General features: G+C 56.6%; 19 protein-coding genes. 6 read left to right on the forward strand and 13 right to left on the reverse strand.

The window, feature by feature from the left end:
- Nucleotides 1-19: 19 nt before the first annotated feature.
- Nucleotides 20-1,339 carry an AAA family ATPase gene (locus tag MARLIPOL_RS13555; protein ID WP_036191682.1) on the reverse strand — a complete coding sequence of 440 codons (1,320 nt, stop codon included), beginning with the start codon at nt 1,337-1,339 and terminating at the stop codon, nt 20-22.
- A 208-nt stretch (nt 1,340-1,547) separates the two neighbouring features.
- Here MARLIPOL_RS13555 and MARLIPOL_RS13560 point away from each other — a divergent pair, with 208 nt between their 5' ends.
- From MARLIPOL_RS13560 to MARLIPOL_RS13575, 4 genes are all read left to right on the forward strand, one after another.
- On the forward strand, nt 1,548-3,527 hold the full coding sequence (locus tag MARLIPOL_RS13560; protein ID WP_012138774.1) for an HDOD domain-containing protein: 1,980 nt from the start codon (nt 1,548-1,550) through the stop codon (nt 3,525-3,527).
- A gap of 19 nt (nt 3,528-3,546) precedes the next feature.
- Complete coding sequence (locus MARLIPOL_RS13565; protein ID WP_012138775.1) at nt 3,547-5,718, forward strand: putative bifunctional diguanylate cyclase/phosphodiesterase; 2,172 nt, start codon at nt 3,547-3,549, stop codon at nt 5,716-5,718.
- A gap of 264 nt (nt 5,719-5,982) precedes the next feature.
- Nucleotides 5,983-6,636, forward strand: a complete 654-nt coding sequence (locus MARLIPOL_RS13570) for a class I SAM-dependent methyltransferase (protein ID WP_012138776.1) — start codon at nt 5,983-5,985, stop codon at nt 6,634-6,636.
- A gap of 52 nt (nt 6,637-6,688) precedes the next feature.
- On the forward strand, nt 6,689-7,696 hold the full coding sequence (locus MARLIPOL_RS13575; RefSeq protein WP_012138777.1) for a DUF2156 domain-containing protein: 1,008 nt from the start codon (nt 6,689-6,691) through the stop codon (nt 7,694-7,696).
- Here the strand turns inward: MARLIPOL_RS13575 and murI are convergent.
- The gene (gene murI / locus MARLIPOL_RS13580; RefSeq protein ID WP_012138778.1) at nt 7,674-8,516 is read right to left on the reverse strand and encodes a glutamate racemase; all 843 of its coding nucleotides are present in this window, start codon (nt 8,514-8,516) and stop codon (nt 7,674-7,676) included. The two genes, MARLIPOL_RS13575 and murI, sit on opposite strands and share 23 nt — an antisense overlap.
- Before the next feature lie 19 nt (nt 8,517-8,535).
- Nucleotides 8,536-9,357 (reverse strand): NAD(+) diphosphatase, encoded by an 822-nt coding sequence (gene nudC, locus MARLIPOL_RS13585; protein ID WP_012138779.1) that lies wholly within the window; start codon nt 9,355-9,357, stop codon nt 8,536-8,538.
- A gap of 162 nt (nt 9,358-9,519) precedes the next feature.
- Here nudC and plsB point away from each other — a divergent pair, with 162 nt between their 5' ends.
- A complete protein-coding gene (gene plsB, locus MARLIPOL_RS13590) occupies nt 9,520-11,985 on the forward strand; it encodes a glycerol-3-phosphate 1-O-acyltransferase PlsB (protein ID WP_012138780.1) in 2,466 nt (821 codons plus the stop codon).
- A gap of 11 nt (nt 11,986-11,996) precedes the next feature.
- Here the strand turns inward: plsB and MARLIPOL_RS13595 are convergent, their stop codons facing one another.
- The 7 genes from MARLIPOL_RS13595 to ppc form a co-directional block, all read right to left on the reverse strand.
- On the reverse strand, nt 11,997-12,830 hold the full coding sequence (locus tag MARLIPOL_RS13595; RefSeq protein WP_012138781.1) for a class I SAM-dependent methyltransferase: 834 nt from the start codon (nt 12,828-12,830) through the stop codon (nt 11,997-11,999).
- The gene (locus MARLIPOL_RS13600; RefSeq protein ID WP_012138782.1) at nt 12,830-13,186 is read right to left on the reverse strand and encodes a hypothetical protein; all 357 of its coding nucleotides are present in this window, start codon (nt 13,184-13,186) and stop codon (nt 12,830-12,832) included. The genes MARLIPOL_RS13595 and MARLIPOL_RS13600 overlap by 1 nt, the downstream gene beginning before the upstream one ends.
- Nucleotides 13,187-13,271: 85 nt before the next feature.
- The gene (locus MARLIPOL_RS13605) at nt 13,272-14,069 is read right to left on the reverse strand and encodes an undecaprenyl-diphosphate phosphatase (protein ID WP_012138783.1); all 798 of its coding nucleotides are present in this window, start codon (nt 14,067-14,069) and stop codon (nt 13,272-13,274) included.
- 32 nt (nt 14,070-14,101) lie between these two features.
- The gene (tsaB, locus tag MARLIPOL_RS13610) at nt 14,102-14,797 is read right to left on the reverse strand and encodes a tRNA (adenosine(37)-N6)-threonylcarbamoyltransferase complex dimerization subunit type 1 TsaB (RefSeq protein WP_012138784.1); all 696 of its coding nucleotides are present in this window, start codon (nt 14,795-14,797) and stop codon (nt 14,102-14,104) included.
- A gap of 31 nt (nt 14,798-14,828) precedes the next feature.
- Complete coding sequence (gene adk / locus MARLIPOL_RS13615) at nt 14,829-15,482, reverse strand: adenylate kinase (protein WP_012138785.1); 654 nt, start codon at nt 15,480-15,482, stop codon at nt 14,829-14,831.
- 206 nt (nt 15,483-15,688) lie between these two features.
- Complete coding sequence (locus MARLIPOL_RS13620) at nt 15,689-17,059, reverse strand: HDOD domain-containing protein (RefSeq protein ID WP_012138786.1); 1,371 nt, start codon at nt 17,057-17,059, stop codon at nt 15,689-15,691.
- 61 nt (nt 17,060-17,120) lie between these two features.
- Nucleotides 17,121-19,766: a phosphoenolpyruvate carboxylase gene (ppc, locus tag MARLIPOL_RS13625; RefSeq protein ID WP_082446187.1), complete on the reverse strand. Its 2,646-nt coding sequence runs from the start codon at nt 19,764-19,766 to the stop codon at nt 17,121-17,123.
- 83 nt (nt 19,767-19,849) lie between these two features.
- On the opposite strand from ppc, the gene MARLIPOL_RS13630 reads away from it, so the two are divergent.
- Complete coding sequence (locus MARLIPOL_RS13630; RefSeq protein WP_012138788.1) at nt 19,850-20,083, forward strand: hypothetical protein; 234 nt, start codon at nt 19,850-19,852, stop codon at nt 20,081-20,083.
- 72 nt (nt 20,084-20,155) lie between these two features.
- Here MARLIPOL_RS13630 and MARLIPOL_RS13635 read toward each other — a convergent pair whose 3' ends face one another.
- The 3 genes from MARLIPOL_RS13635 to relA all read right to left on the reverse strand — a co-directional run bounded on the left by MARLIPOL_RS13635 (nt 20,156) and on the right by relA (nt 23,711).
- Complete coding sequence (locus MARLIPOL_RS13635; RefSeq protein ID WP_012138789.1) at nt 20,156-20,500, reverse strand: hypothetical protein; 345 nt, start codon at nt 20,498-20,500, stop codon at nt 20,156-20,158.
- A 134-nt stretch (nt 20,501-20,634) separates the two neighbouring features.
- A complete protein-coding gene (gene mazG / locus MARLIPOL_RS13640; RefSeq protein ID WP_012138790.1) occupies nt 20,635-21,477 on the reverse strand; it encodes a nucleoside triphosphate pyrophosphohydrolase in 843 nt (280 codons plus the stop codon).
- A complete protein-coding gene (gene relA, locus MARLIPOL_RS13645; RefSeq protein ID WP_012138791.1) occupies nt 21,474-23,711 on the reverse strand; it encodes a GTP diphosphokinase in 2,238 nt (745 codons plus the stop codon). Before relA ends, mazG begins: the two co-directional genes overlap by 4 nt.
- Nucleotides 23,712-23,733 lie beyond the last annotated feature (22 nt).

Here is a 23,733-nt window from a genome sequence, read left to right on the forward strand (position 1 = left end):
ACCAGAGAGGAAAACAGGGTCAGGAACCGTCCTTGTCAGCGACCGTCAGCGACCGTAACAGCTGATCCAGTGAGATGTCTGAAGGTAGCTCCTTAAGCGTCTTAACCAGCTGATCCTGCTCACCAAAACGCCCCCTGTCATAGAACGGAACCAGTGACTCGGAAAGCTCACCCGCTGTATGCTCCCTATTATCCTGGAAGGAAGCTACCTGATCCGCCAGCTGGCGTAGATGAGCAGCAAATTGCTGGCGCTGAAGTCCTGGCAATCTCTCCCACTCGACAGACGCAAGACCAGCCTGAATAATCTCGATGGTCGCCTCATCCACCGTGCGCCCCACCAGTGCAAATAAAGCGTTGAATGCTTCATATCGAAGCAATGCGGCATCCTCTTCCCGAGCCAGCAGTTCACCCAACTCCTCTATCAGTTCCAGGCTCCTTGCCTTCGCACTGACAGGATGTGCTGCGGTGTTATCTGTATCAGAGCGCGCCTTTTTCTGTGGCGCGGCCCGTCGGGAAGCCTCATACCAATACGCCGCAATACCCGCTTTTCGCGGGGCCATCTGCCCCAGGCGCAGGTGAATCATATCCACGAGGGTGTGAAATTGCCGGCAAGACGGGTCCGATGAAGGCATCAGGGCAACGGGCCGCTGGTTCAGTACAGACTGCCGCAGGGTTTCATCCCGCCAAACCGCGCCCAGGTAATGGAGTGAAAGCCCCAGATGCCGCTGTGCCGCTAAATCCAGACGCTGAAACACAGAGCGGGCCTGACTGGCCCCCTGAGCCATATTGACAAGTACACTGGGCACCCTTTTATAGCCTCGCCGCTGGAGCACCTTGATCAGAGAAAAGGCATCCGTCAGCGACGCCGGATCAGGAGTGACCACAACACAGGCCAATTCGGACGCGGCAATCATATGAAGACCGACGGCCTGAAGACCTGCAGCAGTATCGGTAATGATATAGTCGTACCGGTTTTCCAGCCGGTGCAGGGCCTTGAGAATATCCAGGCTCGCCGCGGTACCCATATCCAGGCATTCCTGGACACCAGAGGCTCCCGGGACAATATGGAGGTCATGGTCCACAGCCATGATCACATCGCCCAGCACACATTCCCCGGAAATCACGTTGGCCAGTGTCATACGGGGATACTGCCCCAGCATAATGCTGACATTTGCCAGATCCGTGTCACCGTCAAGCAGCAGCACACGGCTCCCTTCCCTCGCAAGGGTCAGCCCAAGGTTCAATGCCACAGACGTTTTTCCCCCCCCCCCTTTACCGCCAGTAATCGCGACCGTTCGGGGTTGGTTCACTTTATGCTTTGCACCTCGGGAAGCCGTCATCGCTTGTTATGGGTATCCATAAATTCGGTGGAAGTAGGTCTTAAAAAAACTGTCCAAATTCTACACATATCACAAACTAGTGAACACAACGCTCAAAATTTCAGCAATAACAGTTTAATAAATACACGTTATTGTCTAAGCTCTTGATGGACAATAATAATGAACATGTCGTCAGACTACAGCGACACCATGCGCTCACAGGTAGCCCATGCAAACAGCCCCGGACATACAGTTACCAAGTCTTCCTGAGGTCACCCTGAGAGCACTGGAAGCCTGTCACCAGGAGGACAGTTACCGCAAGATCAGTGATATTGTTTCCACCGACACGGCATTGGTTACCCGCGTGCTTGCAGTCGCCAATTCCGCACTTTATGGACCTGCCACACAGTTAAACTCAATAGATCACGCCCTGTTGCGCCTGGGCACTCACCGCTTTCAAACCCTATTACTGACCGCAGCCCTGCGCCAAATGTTGCTCGAGCTGGGCGCGGATCAATGGCAACAGCTGCGGGATTTTTGGCGGCTATCTCTAACCACAGCACTCACCGCACGGGCACTGGCCACGCTCACCCGTTATCCAGAACCTGACCAGGCATTCATGTTGGGCATGCTCCACAATATCGGAGAGCTCCTTGCCCTGAAAACACCTCCCGGTGAAACCCGACAATACTATCTTGACCACCAGTGCGATATTGCAGCGGAGCTGGTCCGATCCTGGGGGCTGGGAGGCATGGCGGAGGATGCCATGCGATACCAGCAAGCTCTGCCTGCAGAGATTCAGGATGCAGGGCATCTGGTCAAACTGATCAGCCTTGCGACCAGGCTGGCACTGGCGGATGCGGCAGGTATCGCCGCCGCTGGAACGGTCTTCGGTTTGAGCGAGGACCTGACCCTGGAAATCAACCGCCGTATTGATCGGGAGGTCACAGGTGTTGCCGAATCTCTCGGCATCCCCCTGAACGATGACTACAAACCTGCGGCAGCCCAACATCAATTGAAGCAGGCCGTACTTGAGCAGACACTGGTCAGTCAAGTCCTGAAAATGTCGCCCCTTGACGAACTCGGGATAAACGCACTGGCAGAGACCGTTAACAGCCTGACCCTGATCACTGGCTTGCAGGCGCTGTGCTTTGGTCGCACGGCCGACGGTCTGGCCCTGTTGTCCGGAACCATCAGTGATATACCCGACCTGAATATCACCCCAAACCCTGCCTCCAGCGTTTTGACTGAAGCCTATATCCGACAGACATCCGTTCATCTGGCCGACCGGAATCCAACGGTTCTGGACCGTCAACTGCTTTCATTATTGCGCTCGCCGTCATTGCTCGCCATCCCCATCGTTACCAAAGCCGGATGCCCCGGCGTGTTTGTACTGGGTACGGACAAAACGAGCGCAGCCGCTGCCGAGCGCATCGCTAGTCTTTTCACCGACGAAGTAGCCAGCTCCCTGGTCCGCATGGAAACCGGGCATGCCCACACCGGTAACTCGCTGGATACGGAACTTGCGCAAATTTCGTTGCGCCGTCAGCTTCATGAAGTCACTAACCCGCTAACCATTATTCGCCAATACATCCATCAACTTCGCCTCCGCCTTGACGATACCGACCTGCAAAACGATCTGGATGTGATCCGGGAAGAACTGGACCGGGCCGGGGACTTACTGCTACGGATCAGTCGCCCGGATATGGTTGGGGATAACGGTAGCCCCGCCTATGCGACGTTGAATCACGAGATCCTTACCCTGAAGGAGCTTCTGGAAGATGGTTTGTTTGGAGAGGAGAACAAACAACTCACGACCTCGTTGAGCCAACACGACACCGGGGTGGCCGCTTCGCCATCGACCATCCGACAGATCCTTATCAACCTGATCCGCAATGCCGCTGAAAGCCTGGTCGAAGGTGGTCAGGTAACCATCAAAACGTCAGCGCCCGTCTGGCAGAACGGCCGGACCTGGGTTGAACTTGAAATTTCCGACAACGGTGGCGGCATTCCCGAAAATGTCAGGAATGTGTTGTTTTCACCGGTAGCAACCAGCAAAGGGAATGGCCACAGCGGACTTGGCCTGAGCATAGTCAAACAGCTCATAGATGACATGGAGGGCAGCATCGCTTGCCGTACGGGGAATGAAGGCACGGTCTTCAGGATGTTATTACCCACCGCAGGCAACAAGAAGAATGATAACGATTGAGCATAACGGGCAAACACCAATGAAACCTGCGCACGCTGAACAGCCTTTAAACGCCCCGATGCCCGCACGGGTTCTCGTGGTTGATGATGAACCCAGGCTACTGACCAGCCTTTGCTCCCTGCTTCGCAGCCAGGAATACAGTGTCACAGAAGCCGCAGATGGTCACGGCGCATGCCAGCTGATCGACAGCCAGACATTCGACCTGGCAATGCTGGATTTACGCATGCCCGGAATCGACGGGTTCGACGTCATGCGGCACATCGCCTCCCGACAACCGGATTGCGGCGTTGTCGTCGTCAGCGGTGAGAGTTCCTTTGACGCAGTAAGCCGCGCCCTGCGCCGTGGCGCCCTGGATTATATTCGCAAACCCTTTGATCCGGACGAACTCCTCGCCACCGTTGAGAGCGTGCTGGAGAAACGGGCCCTGTTGCGCGCCCATGAGCATATCCGCGGACGCCTTGAAAAGTCTGAGGCGTTGCACCGTTATATCGTCAACAGCTCACCGGATATCGTCTTCATGCTTGATGGCGACGGCCACTTCTGCTTTGTGAACAGCAAGGTCGAATGTATGCTGGGATATCATCCGCAGGAGCTTCGTGGTCGCCATTTCCGCCACATCATTGATGACCGGGATGTAGCCCGGGGCACCTATGCCCTCAACGCGCCCAATATTTCTGCGGATAACCCCCGTACGCTGGAAGTCCGTCTGAAAACCCGCGGCAGCCGCCGTGCCAATCGCTACTTTGAAATCACGGCCTTCCCGATAGACCCGGAAACCTGGCCGCAGGCGGGTGCCGACGAACATGGCAAGCACCGGGAAGCCCGGTACTATGGCACCGCCCGTGATGTGACTGAGCGCAAGGAAGCAGAAGCGTTTATCAATTTCCAGGCCTACCACGATCTGCTGACCCGTCTACCAAACCGCGCCCTGTTCAAGGACCGGCTGGAACTGGCCATTACCCACGCCCGGAGAGAGAACCAGAAGCTTGCGGTGATGTTTCTGGATCTCGATCGCTTCAAGGTCATCAACGACACCCTGGGCCATGCCATGGGAGATCGCTTGCTCCAGGCCGTCACCCATCGTCTTGAGCGTTGCCTGCGCAAGGGCGACACCCTGTCACGATTCGGTGGAGACGAGTTCACGCTATTGCTGCCATCAATCCACAGCCACGAAGATGCCCGAATGATCGCGAAAAAGCTGATCAAGGCGCTCCGTAACCCGTTCCAACTCGGTGACCATGAAGTGTTTGTCGGGGTCAGTATTGGCATTTCCATTTTCCCGGAAGCCGGGGAAAACATGGACCACCTGATACAGAACGCGGACATAGCCATGTACCACGTTAAAGCCAGGGGCAAAGACGGCTATCGATTTTATTCGGCGAGCATGAGTATTGACTCGGCAAACCGCCTAATACTTGAACGGGACCTGCGGTTGGCCCTGGAACGAGAAGAATTACGGGTGTTCTACCAGCCCCAGGTTTGCGCGGCCACCAACCAGGTGGTTGGGCTGGAGGCGCTGGTGCGGTGGCAGCACCCGGTTCGGGGCCTGCTTTACCCCCGCGACTTCCTGCCGCTGGCAGAGGAAACCAGATTGATCACCCAGGTCAGCGAATGGGTGATGAACCAGGCTTTTCAGGATGTAGGACACTGGATTCGTTCCGGCCAGCAGGACCTTCGTCTGGCGGTGAACCTATCGCCCATACAGGTAGAACACCCGAAGTTCGTGGAAACTCTGATGAAACAGTTGCGCGCCAGTCATTTCCCGCCACGAAACCTGGAAATCGAGATTACCGAAAACCTGATCATGAATGATCTTGAGCAGATCAGCCAGAAGCTCCGGGAACTGGCCGATTTCGGCATTCGAATTGCCATTGATGATTTTGGCACTGGCTATTCGTCTCTCAATTACATCCACCGCCTGCCCATTCACACCCTCAAAGTGGATCAATCCTTCGTCAAAGCCATTCGCAGCGGCGAAGAAGGTGCCTGTATCGTCAACGCCATCATCGCCATGGCCCATGGCCTCAGGCTGGAGATCATCGCCGAAGGTGTTGAGACGACTGAACAGCTGACGTATCTGAAGCGTCTTGGCTGTCATCAGATCCAGGGTTTTATCCACGGGGCGGCCCAGCCCGCCGAGGCAATTGAAAACTGCCTGGGACATCTCCCTGCCAAGGCTGCCATGCTCTGATCGCAGCCTGAATCCCCCGCCTTGATTCTTCCTCTATCCAGACATTGTCCGACATTCCTATTATAAATGTTGACTTGGTTTGCAAAGCATTTCATTGCGTTACTTTGTGTATCCGGAAATGCGCGGTGCTGCACATAATTCCCCCAGCCTCTTCCCTAGAGTGACTTCCACAAGGCGTTGTCGCCGAATAGCCGACGGGCAGTCGAGCCAACAATCACAACAACGGTGACAGCATACCCAGGATATGGACAGGCAGCAGTGATCATGCGCGACAAGTACAAATATATTGGTCCCGTTTACGACTTCCTCAGCAACCTATACAGCGGCAAGAACATCCACCGGTGCAAAACCGCCATGCTGGATGTAGAAACCGTACGTCCCGGATCGCACATCCTTTTCGCTGGCGTTGGCCATGGACGGGATGCCATTCGCGCCGCGGAACTGGGCGCGCAGGTGACGGTGGTTGACCTGTCCGAAACTATGCTGCGCAAGTTCGGTGAAGCCCAGGAGAAAGAAGCCCCCCACCTGACTATCCGCTGTATCCACAGCGATATCATGAAGGTCGAGGAATTCGAGCAATACGACATGGTCGTTGCCAATTTCTTTCTCAACGTGTTTGACGAAGACATGATGGTGCGGGTGCTGGAGCACCTGATCCGACTGGGCAAGCCGGACGCGAAGGTGGTAGTGGGCGATTTCTGCTATCCCACTGGCAATCTCGTCGCCCGGTTGTTCAAGAAGATGTACTGGTACATGGCTGTCTTCATTTTCTGGCTCTTCGCCAACAATGCCTTCCACAAGATTTACAACTACCCCGAGCACATGCAACGCCTCGGTCTGCACGTCACCGAGAAGAAACATTTCAAGTTGCTGAACATGAACTGCTACTGGTCGATCCTGGGTCAGAAACAGGCTTGAACAGGAACCCTCAGACACACTCTGAACAAGAAAAAACCGGGGGAGCATGACTATGTCAGACCAGATCCTAGCGCTCGATGATATTCGCTCACTGGAGGAAGGCACGTTCAGCTTTCCTGAGCGGGTGGGCTACCTGAAAAAATTCGGGGACCATTCCCAATCTTTCTCCACGCTTCAGCCGGGCATGAAGTATTTCGACATGGCCGGTATCGGCTACATCGCCTACATGCGCAAATGGGGTGGCACGTTCGTATTGTCTGACCCGGTCTGCGCCCCGGAACACTTCGCCCAGATACTGGAACGGTTCCACAATCGCTTTCCGAACGCCTGCTACATTCAGGTATCCAAACCGGTTGTGGACTTCCTGCACATGCGTTTTGGATTATTTGGCACTCAGTTCGGCAGTGAGTCCCGCATTGACCTGAAACACTGGACTCTGAGTGGCAAGAAAAAGCAGGTGCTGCGTACAGCCCTGAATCAGGCTGAAAAAAACGGGATCACCGTGCAAGAGCGGTTCAGTGACGACCATACCCGAGAAATCTCGGACGCCTGGATTCGAACCCGCAAGTGCAAAAGCAAGGAGATCCGGTTCCTGATTCGTCCCATGGAAATGGAATACCGGGAGAATGAACGTCACTTCTATGCTTACCAGGACGGCAAGGCGGTGGGTTTTATCTATTTTGATCCGGTTTACCGCAACAACAACATTGTCAGCTATGTTCCCAATATTTCCCGCGCTAACGCTGATTTCAGACAGGGTATCTTCTATACGCTGATGGCCCACGCCATGGACGTGTTCCGGTCGGAAGGCGTGCCCTATCTGGATCTCGGACTGATTCCGCTGTCACTGGACCCGGCGACCGAACATCAGGAAAGCCGCCTGCTCAAACGCATATTCCACAGTCTCTACGAACACGGAAACTTCCTGTATAACTTCAAAGGACTGGAGTTTACCAAATCCCGTTTCCGTGGTGACAATTTCAAAACTTACTGCTGCCACCGAAGAACCATTCCAGCCCTGGAGTTCCTGGCCATGTTCAAGCTGACCCGGCTTTTGTAACCCCTTCGTCACCGGGCCAATGACCGCGGACTTCATTCGGGGCCAACCCTGACTGTTTCATATAGCGTCTCAGGCCACTGGGCACTTCCCCGGAAAACAGGGCTGCACGCACTGGACGGTCCGGCATCACTTGCGAGGCGGCGGCGGAATTGCCCTGCTGCCCAAGCAGCCACTCGGTGCGGCGGGCAATCGCGTCCCCGGAATCCACCCAGAAGCGCACCTCAGGCAGGCACGCCTGAAGCTCTTCCCGAATCAGCGGGTAGTGGGTGCAACCGAGCACAACGGTATCGACACCCGCCTGTTTAAAAGGCTGCAAGGCCTCGCATAGCAACTGTAGTGGAAGCTCATCCCCGGCGACCGAATCCTCAATCCACCGCACAAGTTGCGGGTGGCCGATTCGTTCAACCTGACAATCAGCCGCGAATTCCCGGATCAATTTTTCCAGATAAGGGCGGCGAATGGTTGCGGGCGTGGCCAGAATGCCAATACGGCGGTTCTGACTGCAGGCAGCTGCTGGCTTTACCGCCGGAACAACGCCAACCACGGGTATCGATGTCATCGATCGCAAATCGGGCAGCACCACGGTACTGGCGGTGTTACAGGCCACCACAATGACATCACAGGGAAACCGGCGCAGCGCCTCAGCAATCAACCGCTGACAACGCTGGGTGACTACGGATTCAGGCTGGTCACCGTAAGGAAAACCGGCGTTATCCGCCACATACACCTGTTCGGCGAAAGGCAGACGCTGCCGGATACAGGCGGACACACTCAAGCCACCGACACCGGAGTCAAACACCAAGATACGTGGCACTGTCATAACACCCTTATCTGACACTTCATTGGTCTTCCCGCTGCTGGCTCAGTTCCCGCGCCATATCCCGGATCAACCGTCCGGCAATGGTGGTTGCCGGGGGAATCGGCGGTAAATCTTCCGGGCCATACCAGTCTGCGTCTGCCAGTTCATCTTCCTGGAGAACCAGGTCGCCACTACGGTAATCCGCAAAAAATCCAACCATCAACTGATGAGGAAAAGGCCAGGGCTGAGATGAGCGATATCGGATATTGGTCACATCCAGGCCGGTTTCTTCCTTTACTTCACGGACAACCGCCTGCTCCAGACTTTCTCCAGGCTCCACAAAGCCGGCGATCAGACTGTAAAAGTGACGCTTGACCCGGGACGATCGGGCCAAAAGCATACGATTTTCCCTGCGAATGACCACGATGACACAGGGAGCAACCCGCGGATACCAGGGAATACCACAGGCCTCGCACCACTTGGCACGCTCCAGCGGATGGAGACCGGTGACGTCACCACATCGACCACAATAGCGGTGGTCCCGCCACCATTGCCAGACCTGAAATCCGGTGCCAAGCATCTCCGCGGGAGCATCTTCCATGATCAGAATCGCGTCCCGCAGGGGGATTATTTCTACTGTTTCCGGCAGACGATCGGCATCAAGCTCAACCACATAAAGCGGCTCCCCACCCCACTGGCCAAGGCTTACCGGGGCACACCCCGTGATCGCAAATGATTCAACCTCCTGCCAACGTACCAGCCAGTGGCCCTCACTTCTCACCACACTGTTTCCAGTAATCGCCAGCACCAGATCATCAGATCCCGGGGGCGTAGTTAACCAGCCTGGCAGCCACGTCGTCATAAAGAATCCTGAAGCAGAAGGTGGATTTTGCGGTTTTCCGGCGCATTCTAACAGCGGAAAATGTATCACACAGAACACCACAGCAGAACGCCGGCACGTCTTTCCGCCCCGCACACAACCAAGTAAACTTAGCGCCTGTTTTGTAGACTGGAGCAACACTTTATGCGAATTTTACAGGCCCTTCGCAGCCTGATTCTGACTTTTTTCCGCAAGATTCTGTTTCTGTGGGTCAGAACGGATGTCAGTGGTAACAGCCGCGAAGCTCTCGGGCTCGATCCCGACAAGCCTGTCTGCTATGTGCTGCAATACAGTTCCATGTCCAGTCGTCTGGTCCTCGAACAGGAGGTTTTGCGAGGCAATCTGCCGGGTGCTGAAGCATCACTGCCCGTCAAGAATGGGCCGGTGCATTCGTTTTTCTTCCTCTATCGACGCATTGGCGGCCTCTTCCAGAAACGACAAACCCCGGTACCGACCTCGGAATTCAAGGCACTGGTCCGATTCGGACTTGAGCATCCGGAAACCGATGTCCAGATCGTACCGGTATCCCTGTTCTGGGGACGATCACCGGACAAGGAAAAATCCCTGGTCAAGCTGCTGTTATCCGACACCTGGTCCGTAGCCGGTCGTCTCCAGAAGCTGCTGATCATCATGCTTCACGGCCGTAACACCTATGTCCAGTTCAATCAGCCGCTGTCCCTGAAACAGGTAATTGAGGAATACCGCCACAGTGAAGAACGAGCCAACCGTAAACTGGCTCGCATTCTCCGCACACACTTCCGCCGTGTTCGCCAGGCCGTACTTGGTCCGGATCTGTCCCACCGCCGCACGCTGGTGGAAGGGCTGGTGCGTACCCAGGCGGTAAAGGAAGCCATCCGGGAAACCGCCCGCCAGGACGACATCCCGCCGGAGAAGGTCCGGGCGAAGGCCTACAAGTACGCTGATGAAATCGCCGCCAGCATGTCCATTGTTACCATACGCTTCCTGGAGGTGGTTCTGTCCTGGCTATGGAATCGCATCTACAACGGCATCGCCGTCAACAACATTCGGGTTGCCAAGGAAGTCGCCCAGGACAATGCCGTGGTGTATGTGCCCTGCCACCGTTCCCACATTGACTACTTGCTGCTGTCCTACGTGCTCTACAAGAACGGTCTGATGCCACCACATATAGCCGCTGGCATTAACCTCAACATGCCCATAGTCGGTCCCATACTGCGCCGGGGCGGCGCTTTCTTCATGCGCCGGAGCTTCAAGGACAATCCGCTCTACGCCACAGTATTCAACGAATACATGCACGTCATGTTCACCCGGGGGTACTCGGTGGAATATTTCGTGGAAGGCGGCCGCAGCCGCACCGGCCGCATGCTCCAACCACGACCCGGAATGCTGGCGATGACCGTCCGCAGTTTCCTGCGCAACCACCGCAAACCCATTGTGTTCGTGCCGGTGTACGTGGGTTATGAGAAAGTCATGGAAGGTCGCTCCTACCTCGGCGAGCTTCGGGGCAAGAAAAAACAGAAAGAAAGCGTTTTTGGCCTGGCCAAGACCGTACGCAAGCTCAGCAACTCCTTTGGCAGGGTCGCCGTGAATTTTGGCGAGGCCATTCCCCTTGAGGATGTCCTGAACGAGACCCACCCAAGCTGGCGCAACGAAGCTTTTGACGCTGAGTATCGTCCGTCCTGGTTGCCAGATGCGGTGGACAGGCTTGCCACCCGCGTAGCGGCCAATATCAATGCCTCAGTGGCGGTGAACCCTATTGGCATGACAGCCACCGTGCTGCTGGGCACCGACCGGCTGGCCATGGACGAAAGCCAGCTTATCCGCCTGATGGATCAGTACGCCAACCTGCTGAAGGCGTTCCCCTATGCCGATACCGTTACCATGCCCGAGGGCAGTGGTAAGGATTGGGTGGCCTACTGCGAAACGATGGGACTGGTGACCCGCCAGCCCCAGAAACTGGGGGACATCATCGCCCTGGAAGGCAGCAATGCCATCCTGATGACCTACTATCGCAACAACATCCAGCATCTGTTCGCTTTGCCCTCGCTGATTGCCAGCCTGTTTGAGAACAAGGATTCACTTCAGCGGGACAAGATCGTTTTCCTGGCCAGCGTTGCCTATCCCTATTTTCAGTCCGAGCTGTTCCTGAAATACGATCCCGATGAGGTGGAAGGTGTCATCAATCAATGGATTGACCTGATGATTGAACAGGGTCTGATGGTTGAAGAAGACGGCCGGATCTACCGTCCGGAAGAAGGCACCGACGCCATGTTGCGCCTGCGGGTACTGTCGCGGTTTATCATTCAGACCCTGGAGCGCTACCACATTGCCATTGGCATTCTGCGCAAGTACGGTTCCGGTCGGATCAGCGCTGCCGAGCTTGAAGAACAAAGCACACTGCTCGCGGAGCGTATGTCGATTCTGTTTGGATTAAACGCCCCCGAGTTCTTCGACAAGAGCCTGTTCCGCAACTTTATTGCCAATATGCAGAAGAACGGCGTCATCACCACGGATGACAACGGCCTGCTCAGTTATACTGAAGGATTAGACGAGGTGGCGGAAGATGCCCGCCTGGTTCTGAGTGTTGAAAAGCGCCAGGCTATCCAGCAGGTCACCATGCTCGGTGCCTGATCCTGATCCGATCAGGCGCTACCACTCGGTAGCGCTTTGATCGGGTATATGTCGTATCGGCTACTTTTGCCTTCAATGCGTGTGGCCGGCTCAGGCCCATCAATGGGCGGCGCCTTACGAGGACGTTTGACCACCACCCGGTAGGTGGCAGCTCTCAACGCGGCGGCCAGAAGCTCCCCGGCATCGTCATCGTCCCCCACCACCGTGCGAAACACCTGCATTTCCTTTTTCACCAGCGCAGACTTGTCCCGATGTGGAAACATCGGATCCAGGTATACAATATCTGCCGCGGCTTCACCTTCGCTTTCCCCCAGACTCTCCAGCCACGCCCTGCTGCTACCAGCCCGCAGAGTCATCCTGGCAATGATGGGGGCACAGTCTGTATTCAGCGCTGCCCGGGCCAGACCGTCTGCCAGCAGGGCGTGAATGACCGGATTACGCTCAAAAAGCGTGACGCGGCACCCCAACCCCGCCAGTACAAACGCATCCTGACCCAGGCCGGCCGTGGCATCCACCACATGCAACGGGACACGGGTCTTTTGTAAACCAATGGCCTTGGCAACCAGTTGCCCGGTACCACCGCCGTGTTCACGACGGTAGCCGGCCTTACCTGATACAAACTCCGCCCGCACCGGTCCGGGTGCGCCCTTCCCGGTCACTTGCAGGCACAGACCCTGCTCATTGAACAACAACAGCACGGGAAAATCGGTAATCAGTTTGGGTTTGACCGCCCCCAGAAAAGGAATAGCCAATTGCTCGGCCAATTCACGGGCCTGCGATGCATCACCCAGCGGACTGCAGGCAACAGCAAGGGAGAGTTCTGAAGTCGGAGGTTCAGGAGACATCAGACCAGGATATCAATACCGACCAGGCCACTCTCTCCGTTATCGTCGCGAGCCGCGATATCGGTAAATGTGGCCAAAGCACGGGATGTGGACAGCGGCAACTCATCTGCGCGAAAACGTTCCAGGCGGGCATCTTCCGCAGCCCGTCGCGCCTCTACCCTGCGCTGCAAGGACTCTGTCGTGACCTGGCTGGGGGCGGTCTCCGATCGACCCTCAGCCAGGTCACGGCGTACCCCCTCGGCGCTCCGGTCAGGTGAGGACGCAGGCGTTCGCGCAACATCACTACGTTCCCGGACTGGATTGCTGTTGCCAGACTGGAACGGGTAGTTATTGTTGGGATTAACGCCGCCGATCATGAATGAAAACCGGAAAAATGGATGGATTCCGAGTATGGAATATCATCAGGTAAATTCAAAGCCCGACGAACAGTTTTTAACCAACTCACCACAACATGACAACAAGCAACAGTCCCAGCAGCAAGCGGTAGATCACGAATGGCATCATGCCCAGGCGCTCAAGAAACTTCAGGAACAGGTGAATACAGATAACCGCACTCACGAACGACACCAGAGTGCCCAGCCAAATGGCAGCCCAGTCGGTCGCACCGCCCTGCTCGACCAGCTCCAGCGTCTTCAACAACCCGGCCGCCAGGATCAGGGGAATGGACAACAGGAATGAAAATCTGGCGGCCGCTTCCCGCTTTAAACCGAGGAACAACGCAGCGGTGATGGTAATCCCCGAGCGGGAGGTGCCTGGAATCAGCGCCAGGGCCTGCGCCAGACCGACAACGATAGCGTCTTTGATGGTCAGAGCCGGCAAATCCCTCGACCGACGCCCAACGGCATCCGACCACCACAGCACCAGTCCGAAACCAACAGTGGTGGCAGCAATGACCAGGCCGGATCTCAGTTCCGTCTCAATAAAGTCATTCAGTAACAGGCCCGCCAGCCCCGCAGGTATGGTGCCCACGATCACGGCCCAGGCCAGGCCACTGTCCTCGCCTATGCGCCCACGAGCGGTATCCCCCGCCCAGGCCACGGTGAGCCGATACACTTCGCGGCGAAAATACCACATCACCGCTGCCAAGGTGCCCACATGTACGGCAACATCGAAAGCCAGACCCTGATCAGGCCAGCCAAGGATCTGCGAAGGCAGGATCAGGTGAGCAGAGCTGCTGATCGGGAGAAATTCCGTCAGTCCCTGAATAACGGCCAGGGCAATGATGTGCCACAATTCCATCGGCAAACGTTCCGAAAACAGGTAAGGATTGATCAGCGACCTGGCAGCTTCTTCCAGGTCACTTCGTCACGAACATATACGGGTTGTGCCTCGGCAGCGGACACACCACCGCCTGCAGTCAGATCATGATGGGCGAGACGGGCCACACAACGGGCCCTCGGCACGAGGGTGTCGTCAATTTGAGATACAGCAGACACCAGGGATTGCGGCATCTGCTCCCGCAACTGCCAACCTTGACCGCCGCCAAACCAGCAGCCGTCCAAAGGCGGTAAGCTGACAGCCACCGGGGAGCAGACGCGCTCGGCCGCTACTGGCACTGGCAAGCCTTCACGGGACTGGAAACAGCCCCAGTAGACCTCCCCCATACGCGCATCAAAGGCGACAGCAATGCCGTCTCCCTCGGCAACGTTGAAGTTCTCAATGGCACCCAGAGCCACAGTGGCCAGGGAAGACACAGGAATGACCGGTATTTCCAGCCCCCATGCCAGCCCCTGAATCACACCTGTGGCGATACGAAGCCCGGTGAAGGATCCCGGGCCACGGGCAAAGGCCAGCGCGTCCAGATCCATCGGGGCCAGGTTCTGCTCGGCCAGCAACTCGCGGATCATTGGCATCAGCAGGCGGGTATGACCACGGGGGGCCAGGTCAAAGCGCTCGGTGACGCTGCCGTTGACCAGCAGCGCCGCCGAGCAACCTTCCGATGAGGTATCCAGTGCCAGTAACTTCACGGATGCTGCCGTTGCCTCGAGATTGTGCGGATTACTTCAGTTCCTGGAGGATCTGGTCGCGAATCGAGTCCAGGCTACCAACACCTTCCACGCGCACGTACTTCGGTGCGGCACTGGCGTCCTTCTCTGCCCAGCCCTGATAATAGCCAATCAGCGGTGCTGTCTGTTCATGGTAGATGGACAGGCGCTTACGTACGGTCTCTTCCTTGTCATCTTCGCGCTGAACCAGCGGCTCGCCAGTTTCGTCGTCCTTGCCTTCCTGCTTGGGCGGATCGTACTTGACGTGGTAGATACGGCCACTACCTTCGTGGACCCGACGACCGGACAGACGGCTGACAATTTCCTCGTCATCCACGGCGATCTCAACCACGTAGTCGATGCCGATACCCTGGTCTTTCAGTGCCTCAGCCTGGGGAATGGTGCGGGGAAACCCATCCAGCAGGAAACCGTTCTTGCAGTCCGGCTGCTGGATACGCTCCTCAATCAGCGCAATGATGATATCGTCAGACACCAGGCCACCGGTCGCCATCACTTCCTTAACCTGCTTGCCCAGCTCGGACTCGGCCTTGACCGCTGCCCGTAGCATATCGCCGGTAGAGATCTGGGGAATCTCATAACGCTCGGTAATGAACTGGGCCTGTGTCCCCTTACCTGCGCCCGGTGCGCCTAACATAATGATTCGCATAACGCTGTGCTCCCATAAGATTTAGTCATTATCGTTTGAAAAGCTATGGCAAAAACGTCTGCCTTTGCGAAAGCCTCTCGACCAGGAACGGGGGCGAGCCGGAACCGGCGAAGGCGCATTATACGAAGTCAGCCGCCTTAGAGAAAGTCGACCTCCGTATCATGCACCATTAGGGGACACAGAATACCCGGAAATACCAGAAGGGATCAGGTTGACAGGGACACCGCCAGTGCGTCCAGCTCACCCGCCATCTCATCGATATTGGCGCCGATGGCTGCGACAGCATCCTCCCCCAACCCCAGGGCACCGGCCAGCGCCGGGACGTCATCCGGGTTGAACTCGTCACCTATACCACGCTCTTTCAGCAATCCATTGGCCAGTTGCACCATGAGCACATAGTTTTCATGCTCGCCATGGTATCCGGATTGCTGATGCATCCCGGCAGCCTTGATCACCGGATCTGGCAATTGCCACAGTTTATGCAGGATGCCACCAATGGCTCCGTGGCCAACTGCCAGAACATCCTGACCACTACCCGCTCCGAATACCTGCTGTTCGAGGGAGTGCATGCTGACTTCGGGATTCGCTTCCCGCAGCGTGTTCAACTCTTCAAACTCACTGGGGAAGAGGTGCCCCACCAACAACAAGCCAAAGTTGTGCAACAGGCCGCACAGATACGCCAGACTCTTGTCTTCGTTGCACTGGGAAGCAATGCGCTGACACAGAAAAGCACAGTAGAGGGAGTGGCGCCAGAATTTATCCATTCCCAGCATGCCCTCGCGGGGAACATCAAAGGCCCGAACCGAAGCAATGCCCAGAGCGATGTGAGCCACACGATCAAATCCCAGTACCCGGGTCACGGCTTCCTGTACCGAGTTTATCTGACCCGGATAATTGAACAGGGCTGATCGCGCATAGCGCATGATCTGTGCCGTCAAACTGGGGTCGAACTCAATCAGCTCCGCCAGTTCCCTGGCCGTGGCTTCGGTATTGGCGGTCAACTTCAGGATCTTCAGGGCAAGGGCAGGCATCGGTGGAAGACGATAGAGCTTCTGCAACTTGTCGGCAACTTCCTCGAGGGTCAAGGCGTCCCGCTCGGCTGTCGCCTGACCACGGATCACCAGGTGTCCACCACGAGAACCCGCCAGTGCCAGACGCAGCGCCCGCCCATCCATTTCGATCAGGGTATGGTCGTTACCACTGGTCATCAGAGCGCGGGGATACGACAGTACATCTTCATCGACCAGTACCGGAATATCATAGGCCCCGCCAATCGGAGGCTGGAACCCTGGATCACAATCCGCAAACAGGCGATTGCTCTGACGGGCGGTCAGGGGCTGCAGACGACGCCCTGTCAACTGCTGCACCGCATCCATATCGAGAGAACTGTTAAAACCGTGAACCGCCATCACCACACCGTTGATATCGATGAGCAGGGTGGCACGGATGAACTGATCCTGCGAATGTCCCGATGCAATCACGGCCGCATCCAGATTTATCACCTGATCAACGGGCTGCTCCGTGTAAGAGATCCCCTTACGGGCCAGAAAATGTTCCAGTCGCGCAGCTACAGCCACGGTGTTACTCCTGTTGTCCTTACTGACCGGCACTCGGCCAGCCATACATCACCGGGCCTCATCAGCCGGTATTACGCATACCGGCGGCAATACCCGCCATGGTTACCTTCAGGGCCCGGCCGACCATCTCCGGAACGTCGTCCTTGCCCTCATTTTCCCGATCCCGCTTGAGCAGTTCCGCCTGCAGGTAATGCAAGGGGTCAGTATACGGGTTCCGTACCCGCATGGAATGGGCAAATACCGGCTCGCCTTCCAGCAGGGTCTCTTGCCCTTTCAGTTCCAGCAGTCGCTCGATGCAGCCTTTCAGCCGGTCACGGAGACTTCCACCAAGTTTTTTCAGGCTTTCATCCTCAACCAGCGTCTGCTCGTAGTAACTGGCAATTCGCAGATCGGCCTTCGCCAACACCATTTCCAGCATGTCCACATAGGTACGAAAGAATGGCCACCCTTGCATCATCTCCCTCAGTACCGGCAGCCGGTCATTTCGAGCCGCCTCCTCAAGGGCCACGTCGCTGCCGAGCCAGCTTGGCAGCATCAGCCGCATCTGGGTCCAGGCGAAGATCCACGGGATGGCCCGCAGGCTTTCCACACCGCCCGTCGGCTTCCGACGAGCCGGACGACTTCCCAGAGCCAATTTGCCCAATGCCTGTTCAGGAGTAACCTGGCGGAAGTAGGGTACGAAATCAGGATCATCCCTCACCACCTCCCTATAGGCCTTGAGTGACCGCTCTGTCAGCCAGTCCATGGTTTCACGCCATTGCGGCTCCGGTTCGGGCGGTGGAGCCAGCGTCGCCTCAATGACGGCCGTGGTATACAACGTCAGGCTCTGTTCCGCGAGACGTGGTAAACCAAACTTGAATCGGATCATCTCGCCCTGTTCGGTGATACGGAAACTGCCATTCACAGATCCCGGAGGTTGGGACAGAATGGCCCGATTGGCAGGGCCACCACCCCGGCCGACAGTGCCTCCACGACCATGAAACAGGGTCAGGTGAACCCCGTAAATGGCAGCAACTGCGGTAAGCTTCTCCTGAGCCTGGTATTGCGCCCAGGCAGCCATCAACTGGCCGGCGTCCTTGGACGAATCGGAATACCCAATCATCACTTCCTGACGGCCGCCGCAATACTCCCGGTACCAGTCCACTTCGTACAGGGCCGCCATGCTCTCCGGTGCACCGGTCAAATCGTCCAGTGTCTCGAATAGTGGGACTACCCGCATCGGGAAAGTCATGCCGGATTCACGCAGCAACAGGATCACACTGAGTACGTCGGAGGGTTTGCTGGCCATGGAAATGACATAGGATCCCAGGGCCTCAGGCGTCTGCTGCGCAATCACTTCACAGGTGGCGAGCACTTCCCTCACCTCTTCCGAGGGCTCCCAATGTCTTGGCACCAGAGGGCGGCGCCCCTGCAGTTCCTTTAGCAGGAATTGCTGCCGCTGCTCCTCATTCCAGGACAGGTAATCGCCCAGCTCGAGGTAATCCACCATTTCTGCCACTGCCTGGGCATGCCGGGATGCTTCCTGACGGATATCCAGGCGAATAAGCGTAAGACCAAACGTATGAGCACGTCGAATGGTATCCAGCAGGGGACCATCGGCAATACTCTCGAGACCACAGTCCAGCAGCGAGCGGTAACACATCTCCAGCGGTTCGATGAAGTCCCGGTTTTCAAACAGAATATCCGTGGCGTCCCCGGCCTCTCCATTAACACAGGCTTCTGCCCAGTCACGGGTCCTGACCAGCCGGTCCCGCAGTCCTGCCAATACGTGACGATAAGGTTCGCGGCTGTCCCCGGCCAGTGCCGTCAGTTCATCGTTGGCCTGCCACATGGACAACTCGGCACGCAGTGCCTGGATATCACGCAGATAAAGATCGGCGGCCATCCAGCGTCCCAGCAGAAACACCTTCCGGGTCACCTGATGGGTGACGTTGGGGTTGCCGTCCCGGTCCCCACCCATCCAGGAAGCAATGCGAATGGGCGCCGCATCCAGGGGCAATCCCTGACCAGTCACTTCCGATAGCGACAGATCAAGGCTTCTGAGGAACTTTGGCAATGCCTGCCAGAGACTGTTCTCGATAACGGCGAACCCCCACTTGGCCTCGTCTACCGCGGTCGGCCGTTCGTGACGGATTTCATCGGTGTGCCAGGCTTCCGATATCAGCTGTGCCAGTCGGCTGACGATCTCATCCCGCTCGGCCGGCAACAGGTCGTCATGATCCAGCCGGGCCAGGCAGTCAGACATTTCATCGTATTTCATGATCAGCGTGCGGCGGGCCACCTCGGTAGGGTGTGCCGTCATCACGAATTCGATACTCAGATCCGCTACCCGCCGGTGCAGCTCGTCGGCACTGATTCCCGACGACGTGAGACGCTCAAACACCTGTTGCAGGGACTCCACCATCAGGTCGGATTCATGCCCGCGCTTACGACGAATACCGTGATACTGTTCCGCAAGGTTGGCCAGGTTCAGGAACTGGTTGAATGCCCGGGTAACAGGAAGAAGCTCCTCATCCCCCAATTTGCCCAACAGGTTGACGAGGCGCTGCCCGGAGCCACTTTCATGTCGCCGATCGGCTTTGGCGGCAGTACGAATTTCCTCGATCAGTTCATAACAGTCGTGCCCCGGGTAACGCTGGATGCTCTGACCCAGCAATTCACCCAGCATGCGCACATTTTCTCGAAGGTCGGGATGTAACTCAGTCACATTGACGTCCTTTTAAATTGACGGAGGCGAAGTAAACTAACGATACTAATAACGATTAAAGCCCGTAGTCGCAAGGAGAATTCATGAAAGTTACTGATCTGCCAAAACACTGGGAAAACAAGAAAGAAGACGTCGAACGGACCCACGACTACAACCTGCGACTGCCGCTGGAAGATGCCGCACGGATCGCAGCTCTGGCGGAACTCTATCCGGACCGGTCGGAGAGCGACATCCTCAATGATATGATCGGGGCCGCTCTGGATGATCTGGTCAGGCAGAGTCCGCTAAAGGATAAACTCGAAGGGAAAGAAAAGTAGCGCAGAAGGCTTTGATTCGGGGTGGCGCAACCACCCCGACGGGAGAAGCCAGCGTTCAGCGAAGCTGCGTGGTCAGGCGACAGACTCCAGCTGACGGGCCTTCAGACGCTGGATGTGCTTCTGGCTAAGACTGACGAAGCGTGGGGTCATCCCCTGATCCTCGTAAATCTCAAAACCGTCCTCATCGTAAGCCACCACCTTGGTTCCCTCAACATACGGGAAACTGGTCTCCAGCTCATCCAGGGAGGCGGAAATCAGGTCTCGCATCAGGTCCTGGGATGACTTCATCGGATAAAGCGCGGCGAGCTTTTCCAGTCGCTTATGATGCTGGTCAGACAACTCCATAAAATAGGCATCCCGGGTCAGACGTCCCCGTGCATGCTTATCCCAGTAATTGACCAGATCTTTGATTTTCATGTGCCTTCACTCCTGCATCTTCTCTGCGGCCTACGGCGCACTGATTAAGTGCATCCGTTTCAGGAAGTGTAGACGAAGGAAACGCACGCAGGGACAACAAATTGGTAACGGATTGTACCTACCTGCTTCTGTTTTCAGAGTTTTTCCACGCCCTTTACCTGCTGCCAGATGGCATCCAGAGCGTCCAGGGTTTCATTGTCCAGATTACGACCTTCATCCTCCAGGCGCCGCTCAATGGCACGAAAACGTGCATCAAATTTGTGATTGGTTCGATTCAGCGCCTGCTCAGGATTCACTTTCATGAACCGTGCCAGGTTAACGCAGACAAACAGCAGGTCTCCCAGTTCATCTTCAACTGCATCCCGGGCACCGGAGCGGTTTTCGGCCGCGTACCAGGCCTCCTTGAGCTCATCGATTTCCTCGTGAAGCTTGTCGAATACCGGTTCAATATCCGGCCAGTCAAAGCCATGGTTGGCAGCCCGCTTCTGCAGTTTTTCCGCACGGGCCATGGCCGGCAGGGTCCGGGCAATACCGTCCAGCCGACTGCTGCCGCTGGCTTCCGGCTTGGGATTCAGCGCTCGCTCTTCCGCCTTGATTCGCTCCCAGCTTGCCTTGATTTCAGCCTCACCAGGCCGATTATCGGGGTCCACACGACTCTCAAGGGTGCCATCAGGGAAAACATGGGGATGGCGACGCACCAGCTTGCGCACCAGGTTGTCCACCACCGAATTGAAATCAAAGTGCCCCTGCTCCCGGCCCATCTGGGTGTAGAAAATCACCTGAAACAGCAGGTCCCCCAACTCGTCTTCAAGGTGGGGGTAATCGGCTCGCTCTATGGCATCCGCCACTTCGTAGGCTTCTTCCAGAGTGTGAGGAACGATGGTTTTAAAGGTCTGCCTGGTATCCCAGGGACAACCGGTCTCGGGGTCCCGCAATCGGGCCATCAGGGTTTTCAGGTCCTCAATCGAGTAACTCATCCTCGCTTGCGCCTCACGTCAATAATGTTGGGCAGGTTGCGTATCTGGGCCAATAACTTCGCCAATTGTTCAAGACTGGAGATCTCGACGGTGACGGTCATTGTTGCGGTGTTTTCATCTTTGTTGCTGAGCGTGTTCAGGGACAACACATCGCTCTTGGAAGACGACAACACCTGGGTGATATCCCGCAACAGCCCCGAACGATCATAAGCCTGGATTTCAATGTCCACCGGATAGACCGAAGCTGGCTGGCCACCCCAGCTCACCTCAATGATCCGGTTCGGCTCCACATCCCGAAGGTTCAGGAAGGTGATGCAGTCCTGCCGGTGTACGGTCACTCCGCGGCCGACGGTTATGTAGCCCCCGATATCGTCCCCTGGTAACGGCTTGCAGCACTTTGCCACCTGGGTCTTGAGCTTGCCCACACCAAGGATCCGGATATCGGACTCGGTATCGTAGGGGCGGCGACGCTGACCGCTGAGCTTGAGATCCAACTGATGGGACTTGGGCTCCAGCATCTGCTGTGCGACGTTGGCCACGTGGGTAGGGCGCAGGTCTCCAGCACCAACCGCCGCGAACATATCCTCCGCATCATGGCAATTAACCTTGCGGGCAAGGTCCCCGAGATCAACATCGTAGAGGGACAGGCGGCGGAACTCATCCTCGAGAATGGCTCGTCCGTCCAGGACATTACGATCGCGATCCTGCTCCTTGAACCAGTGAGTCACTTTCGCCCGGGCCCGGGATGTCTGGATATAGCCCAGACTTGGATTCAGCCAGTCACGGCTTGGCGCCGGGTTGTTGGAGGTCAGGATAAACACCTGATCGCCGGTTTTAAGCGGATAGGTCAGAGGCACAATCCGACTGTTGACCCGGGCCCCACGACAGGCGTGGCCAATCTCGGTATGGACCCGGTAGGCAAAGTCCACCGGAGTGGCCCCCTGGGGCAGGTCCACCACATGCCCTTCGGGTGTGAAGACGTATACCCGATCGGACGCCACATCGCTTTTCAGATGGTCGGCCAGCCCTGACAGATCACCCAATTCTTCCTGCCATTCCAGAACCTGACGTAACCAGTTGATCTTGGCGTCGTATCCGGTAGAGCGATTACCTTTGTCCGTCCCCTTGTAAAGCCAATGGGCACACACACCCAGCTCCGCTTCTTCGTGCATCTTGTGGGTACGGATCTGCACCTCCATGACCTTCCCCTCAGGGCCAATCACGGCGGTGTGCAGGGACTGGTAGCCATTTTCCTTGGGATTGGCGATGTAGTCGTCAAATTCGTTGGGAATGTGCCGCCATAACGTGTGCACGATACCCAGTGCCGCATAGCAGTCCCGCACTTCAGGCACCAGCACCCGCACCGCCCGGACGTCATAGACCTGGGAAAAATCGATGCCCTTGCGGCGCATCTTCCGCCAAATACTGTAGATGTGCTTGGCGCGACCCGATAACTCACCCTCGATGCCGAAGTTCTTGAGCTCGGTTTTCAGGGTGTCGAGTACACGGCGGATATAGCCCTCACGGTCAAGACGTTTCTCGTCCAGGAGCTTGGCAATTTTCTTGTAAGCCGAGCCATGGAGGTACCGGAAGGACAAATCTTCCAGCTCCCACTTGATGTGCCCGATGCCCAGCCTGTGAGCCAGTGGCGCATAGATATCAAACACCTCGCGGGCCACCCGCATACGCTTTTCTTCGGAGGCGTTCTTGACCGCCCGAATGGCACAGGTTCGTTCCGCGAGTTTGATCAGCGCCACGCGAACATCGTCAATCATGGTCACCAGCATCTTGCGGACATTGTCGAGCTGACCTTCACTCTGCCCCAGCACATTGCCCTTCAGCGGGTGATGGATTGAGGAAATAGCAGCCATCTGCTGAACGCCATTGATCAGTCCGGCAACCTCATCACCAAACTCCTTGCGGATTTCCTCAAGGGGTACACGCTCCTCGCGCACCGCACGGTAAAGTATCGCTGCAACCAGACTGGCCTGGTCAAGGTGAAGTTCCACCAACACCTGTGCCATTTCAATGCCGGTGCGGAAGCTGCTGGCCCCCTCGGTCCACAGGCGATCCTCGCGAAAGGCCTGCAAATCAATCTCTGCAGCTTTCTCACAGGCGCGGCGAAACTGGTCCACATTCTCCAGTCGCGTTTGTGATTCGATCTGGCGCACCCAGCGCCCGATATCCACCTGACCATCGCCGGTGATTGCGTAATCTTCGCGAACTTTTACCATATCGGCTTTATTATTCCCGGTT

The sequence above is a fragment of the Marinobacter lipolyticus SM19 genome (assembly GCF_000397065.2).
GTDB lineage: Bacteria > Pseudomonadota > Gammaproteobacteria > Pseudomonadales > Oleiphilaceae > Marinobacter > Marinobacter lipolyticus.

What these genes read in the sequence shown, in the direction of transcription:
- MARLIPOL_RS13555 (WP_036191682.1), bottom strand. Translation starts at nt 1,339, where the DNA reads ATGACGGCTTCCCGAGGTGCAAAGCATAAAGTGAACCAACCCCGAACG.
- MARLIPOL_RS13560 (WP_012138774.1), top strand. Translation starts at nt 1,548, where the DNA reads ATGCAAACAGCCCCGGACATACAGTTACCAAGTCTTCCTGAGGTCACC.
- MARLIPOL_RS13565 (WP_012138775.1), top strand. Translation starts at nt 3,547, where the DNA reads ATGAAACCTGCGCACGCTGAACAGCCTTTAAACGCCCCGATGCCCGCA.
- MARLIPOL_RS13570 (WP_012138776.1), top strand. Translation starts at nt 5,983, where the DNA reads ATGCGCGACAAGTACAAATATATTGGTCCCGTTTACGACTTCCTCAGC.
- MARLIPOL_RS13575 (WP_012138777.1), top strand. Translation starts at nt 6,689, where the DNA reads ATGTCAGACCAGATCCTAGCGCTCGATGATATTCGCTCACTGGAGGAA.
- murI (WP_012138778.1), bottom strand. Translation starts at nt 8,516, where the DNA reads ATGACAGTGCCACGTATCTTGGTGTTTGACTCCGGTGTCGGTGGCTTG.
- nudC (WP_012138779.1), bottom strand. Translation starts at nt 9,357, where the DNA reads ATGACGACGTGGCTGCCAGGCTGGTTAACTACGCCCCCGGGATCTGAT.
- plsB (WP_012138780.1), top strand. Translation starts at nt 9,520, where the DNA reads ATGCGAATTTTACAGGCCCTTCGCAGCCTGATTCTGACTTTTTTCCGC.
- MARLIPOL_RS13595 (WP_012138781.1), bottom strand. Translation starts at nt 12,830, where the DNA reads ATGTCTCCTGAACCTCCGACTTCAGAACTCTCCCTTGCTGTTGCCTGC.
- MARLIPOL_RS13600 (WP_012138782.1), bottom strand. Translation starts at nt 13,186, where the DNA reads ATGATCGGCGGCGTTAATCCCAACAATAACTACCCGTTCCAGTCTGGC.
- MARLIPOL_RS13605 (WP_012138783.1), bottom strand. Translation starts at nt 14,069, where the DNA reads ATGGAATTGTGGCACATCATTGCCCTGGCCGTTATTCAGGGACTGACG.
- adk (WP_012138785.1), bottom strand. Translation starts at nt 15,482, where the DNA reads ATGCGAATCATTATGTTAGGCGCACCGGGCGCAGGTAAGGGGACACAG.
- MARLIPOL_RS13630 (WP_012138788.1), top strand. Translation starts at nt 19,850, where the DNA reads ATGAAAGTTACTGATCTGCCAAAACACTGGGAAAACAAGAAAGAAGAC.
- MARLIPOL_RS13635 (WP_012138789.1), bottom strand. Translation starts at nt 20,500, where the DNA reads ATGAAAATCAAAGATCTGGTCAATTACTGGGATAAGCATGCACGGGGA.
- mazG (WP_012138790.1), bottom strand. Translation starts at nt 21,477, where the DNA reads ATGAGTTACTCGATTGAGGACCTGAAAACCCTGATGGCCCGATTGCGG.
- relA (WP_012138791.1), bottom strand. Translation starts at nt 23,711, where the DNA reads ATGGTAAAAGTTCGCGAAGATTACGCAATCACCGGCGATGGTCAGGTG.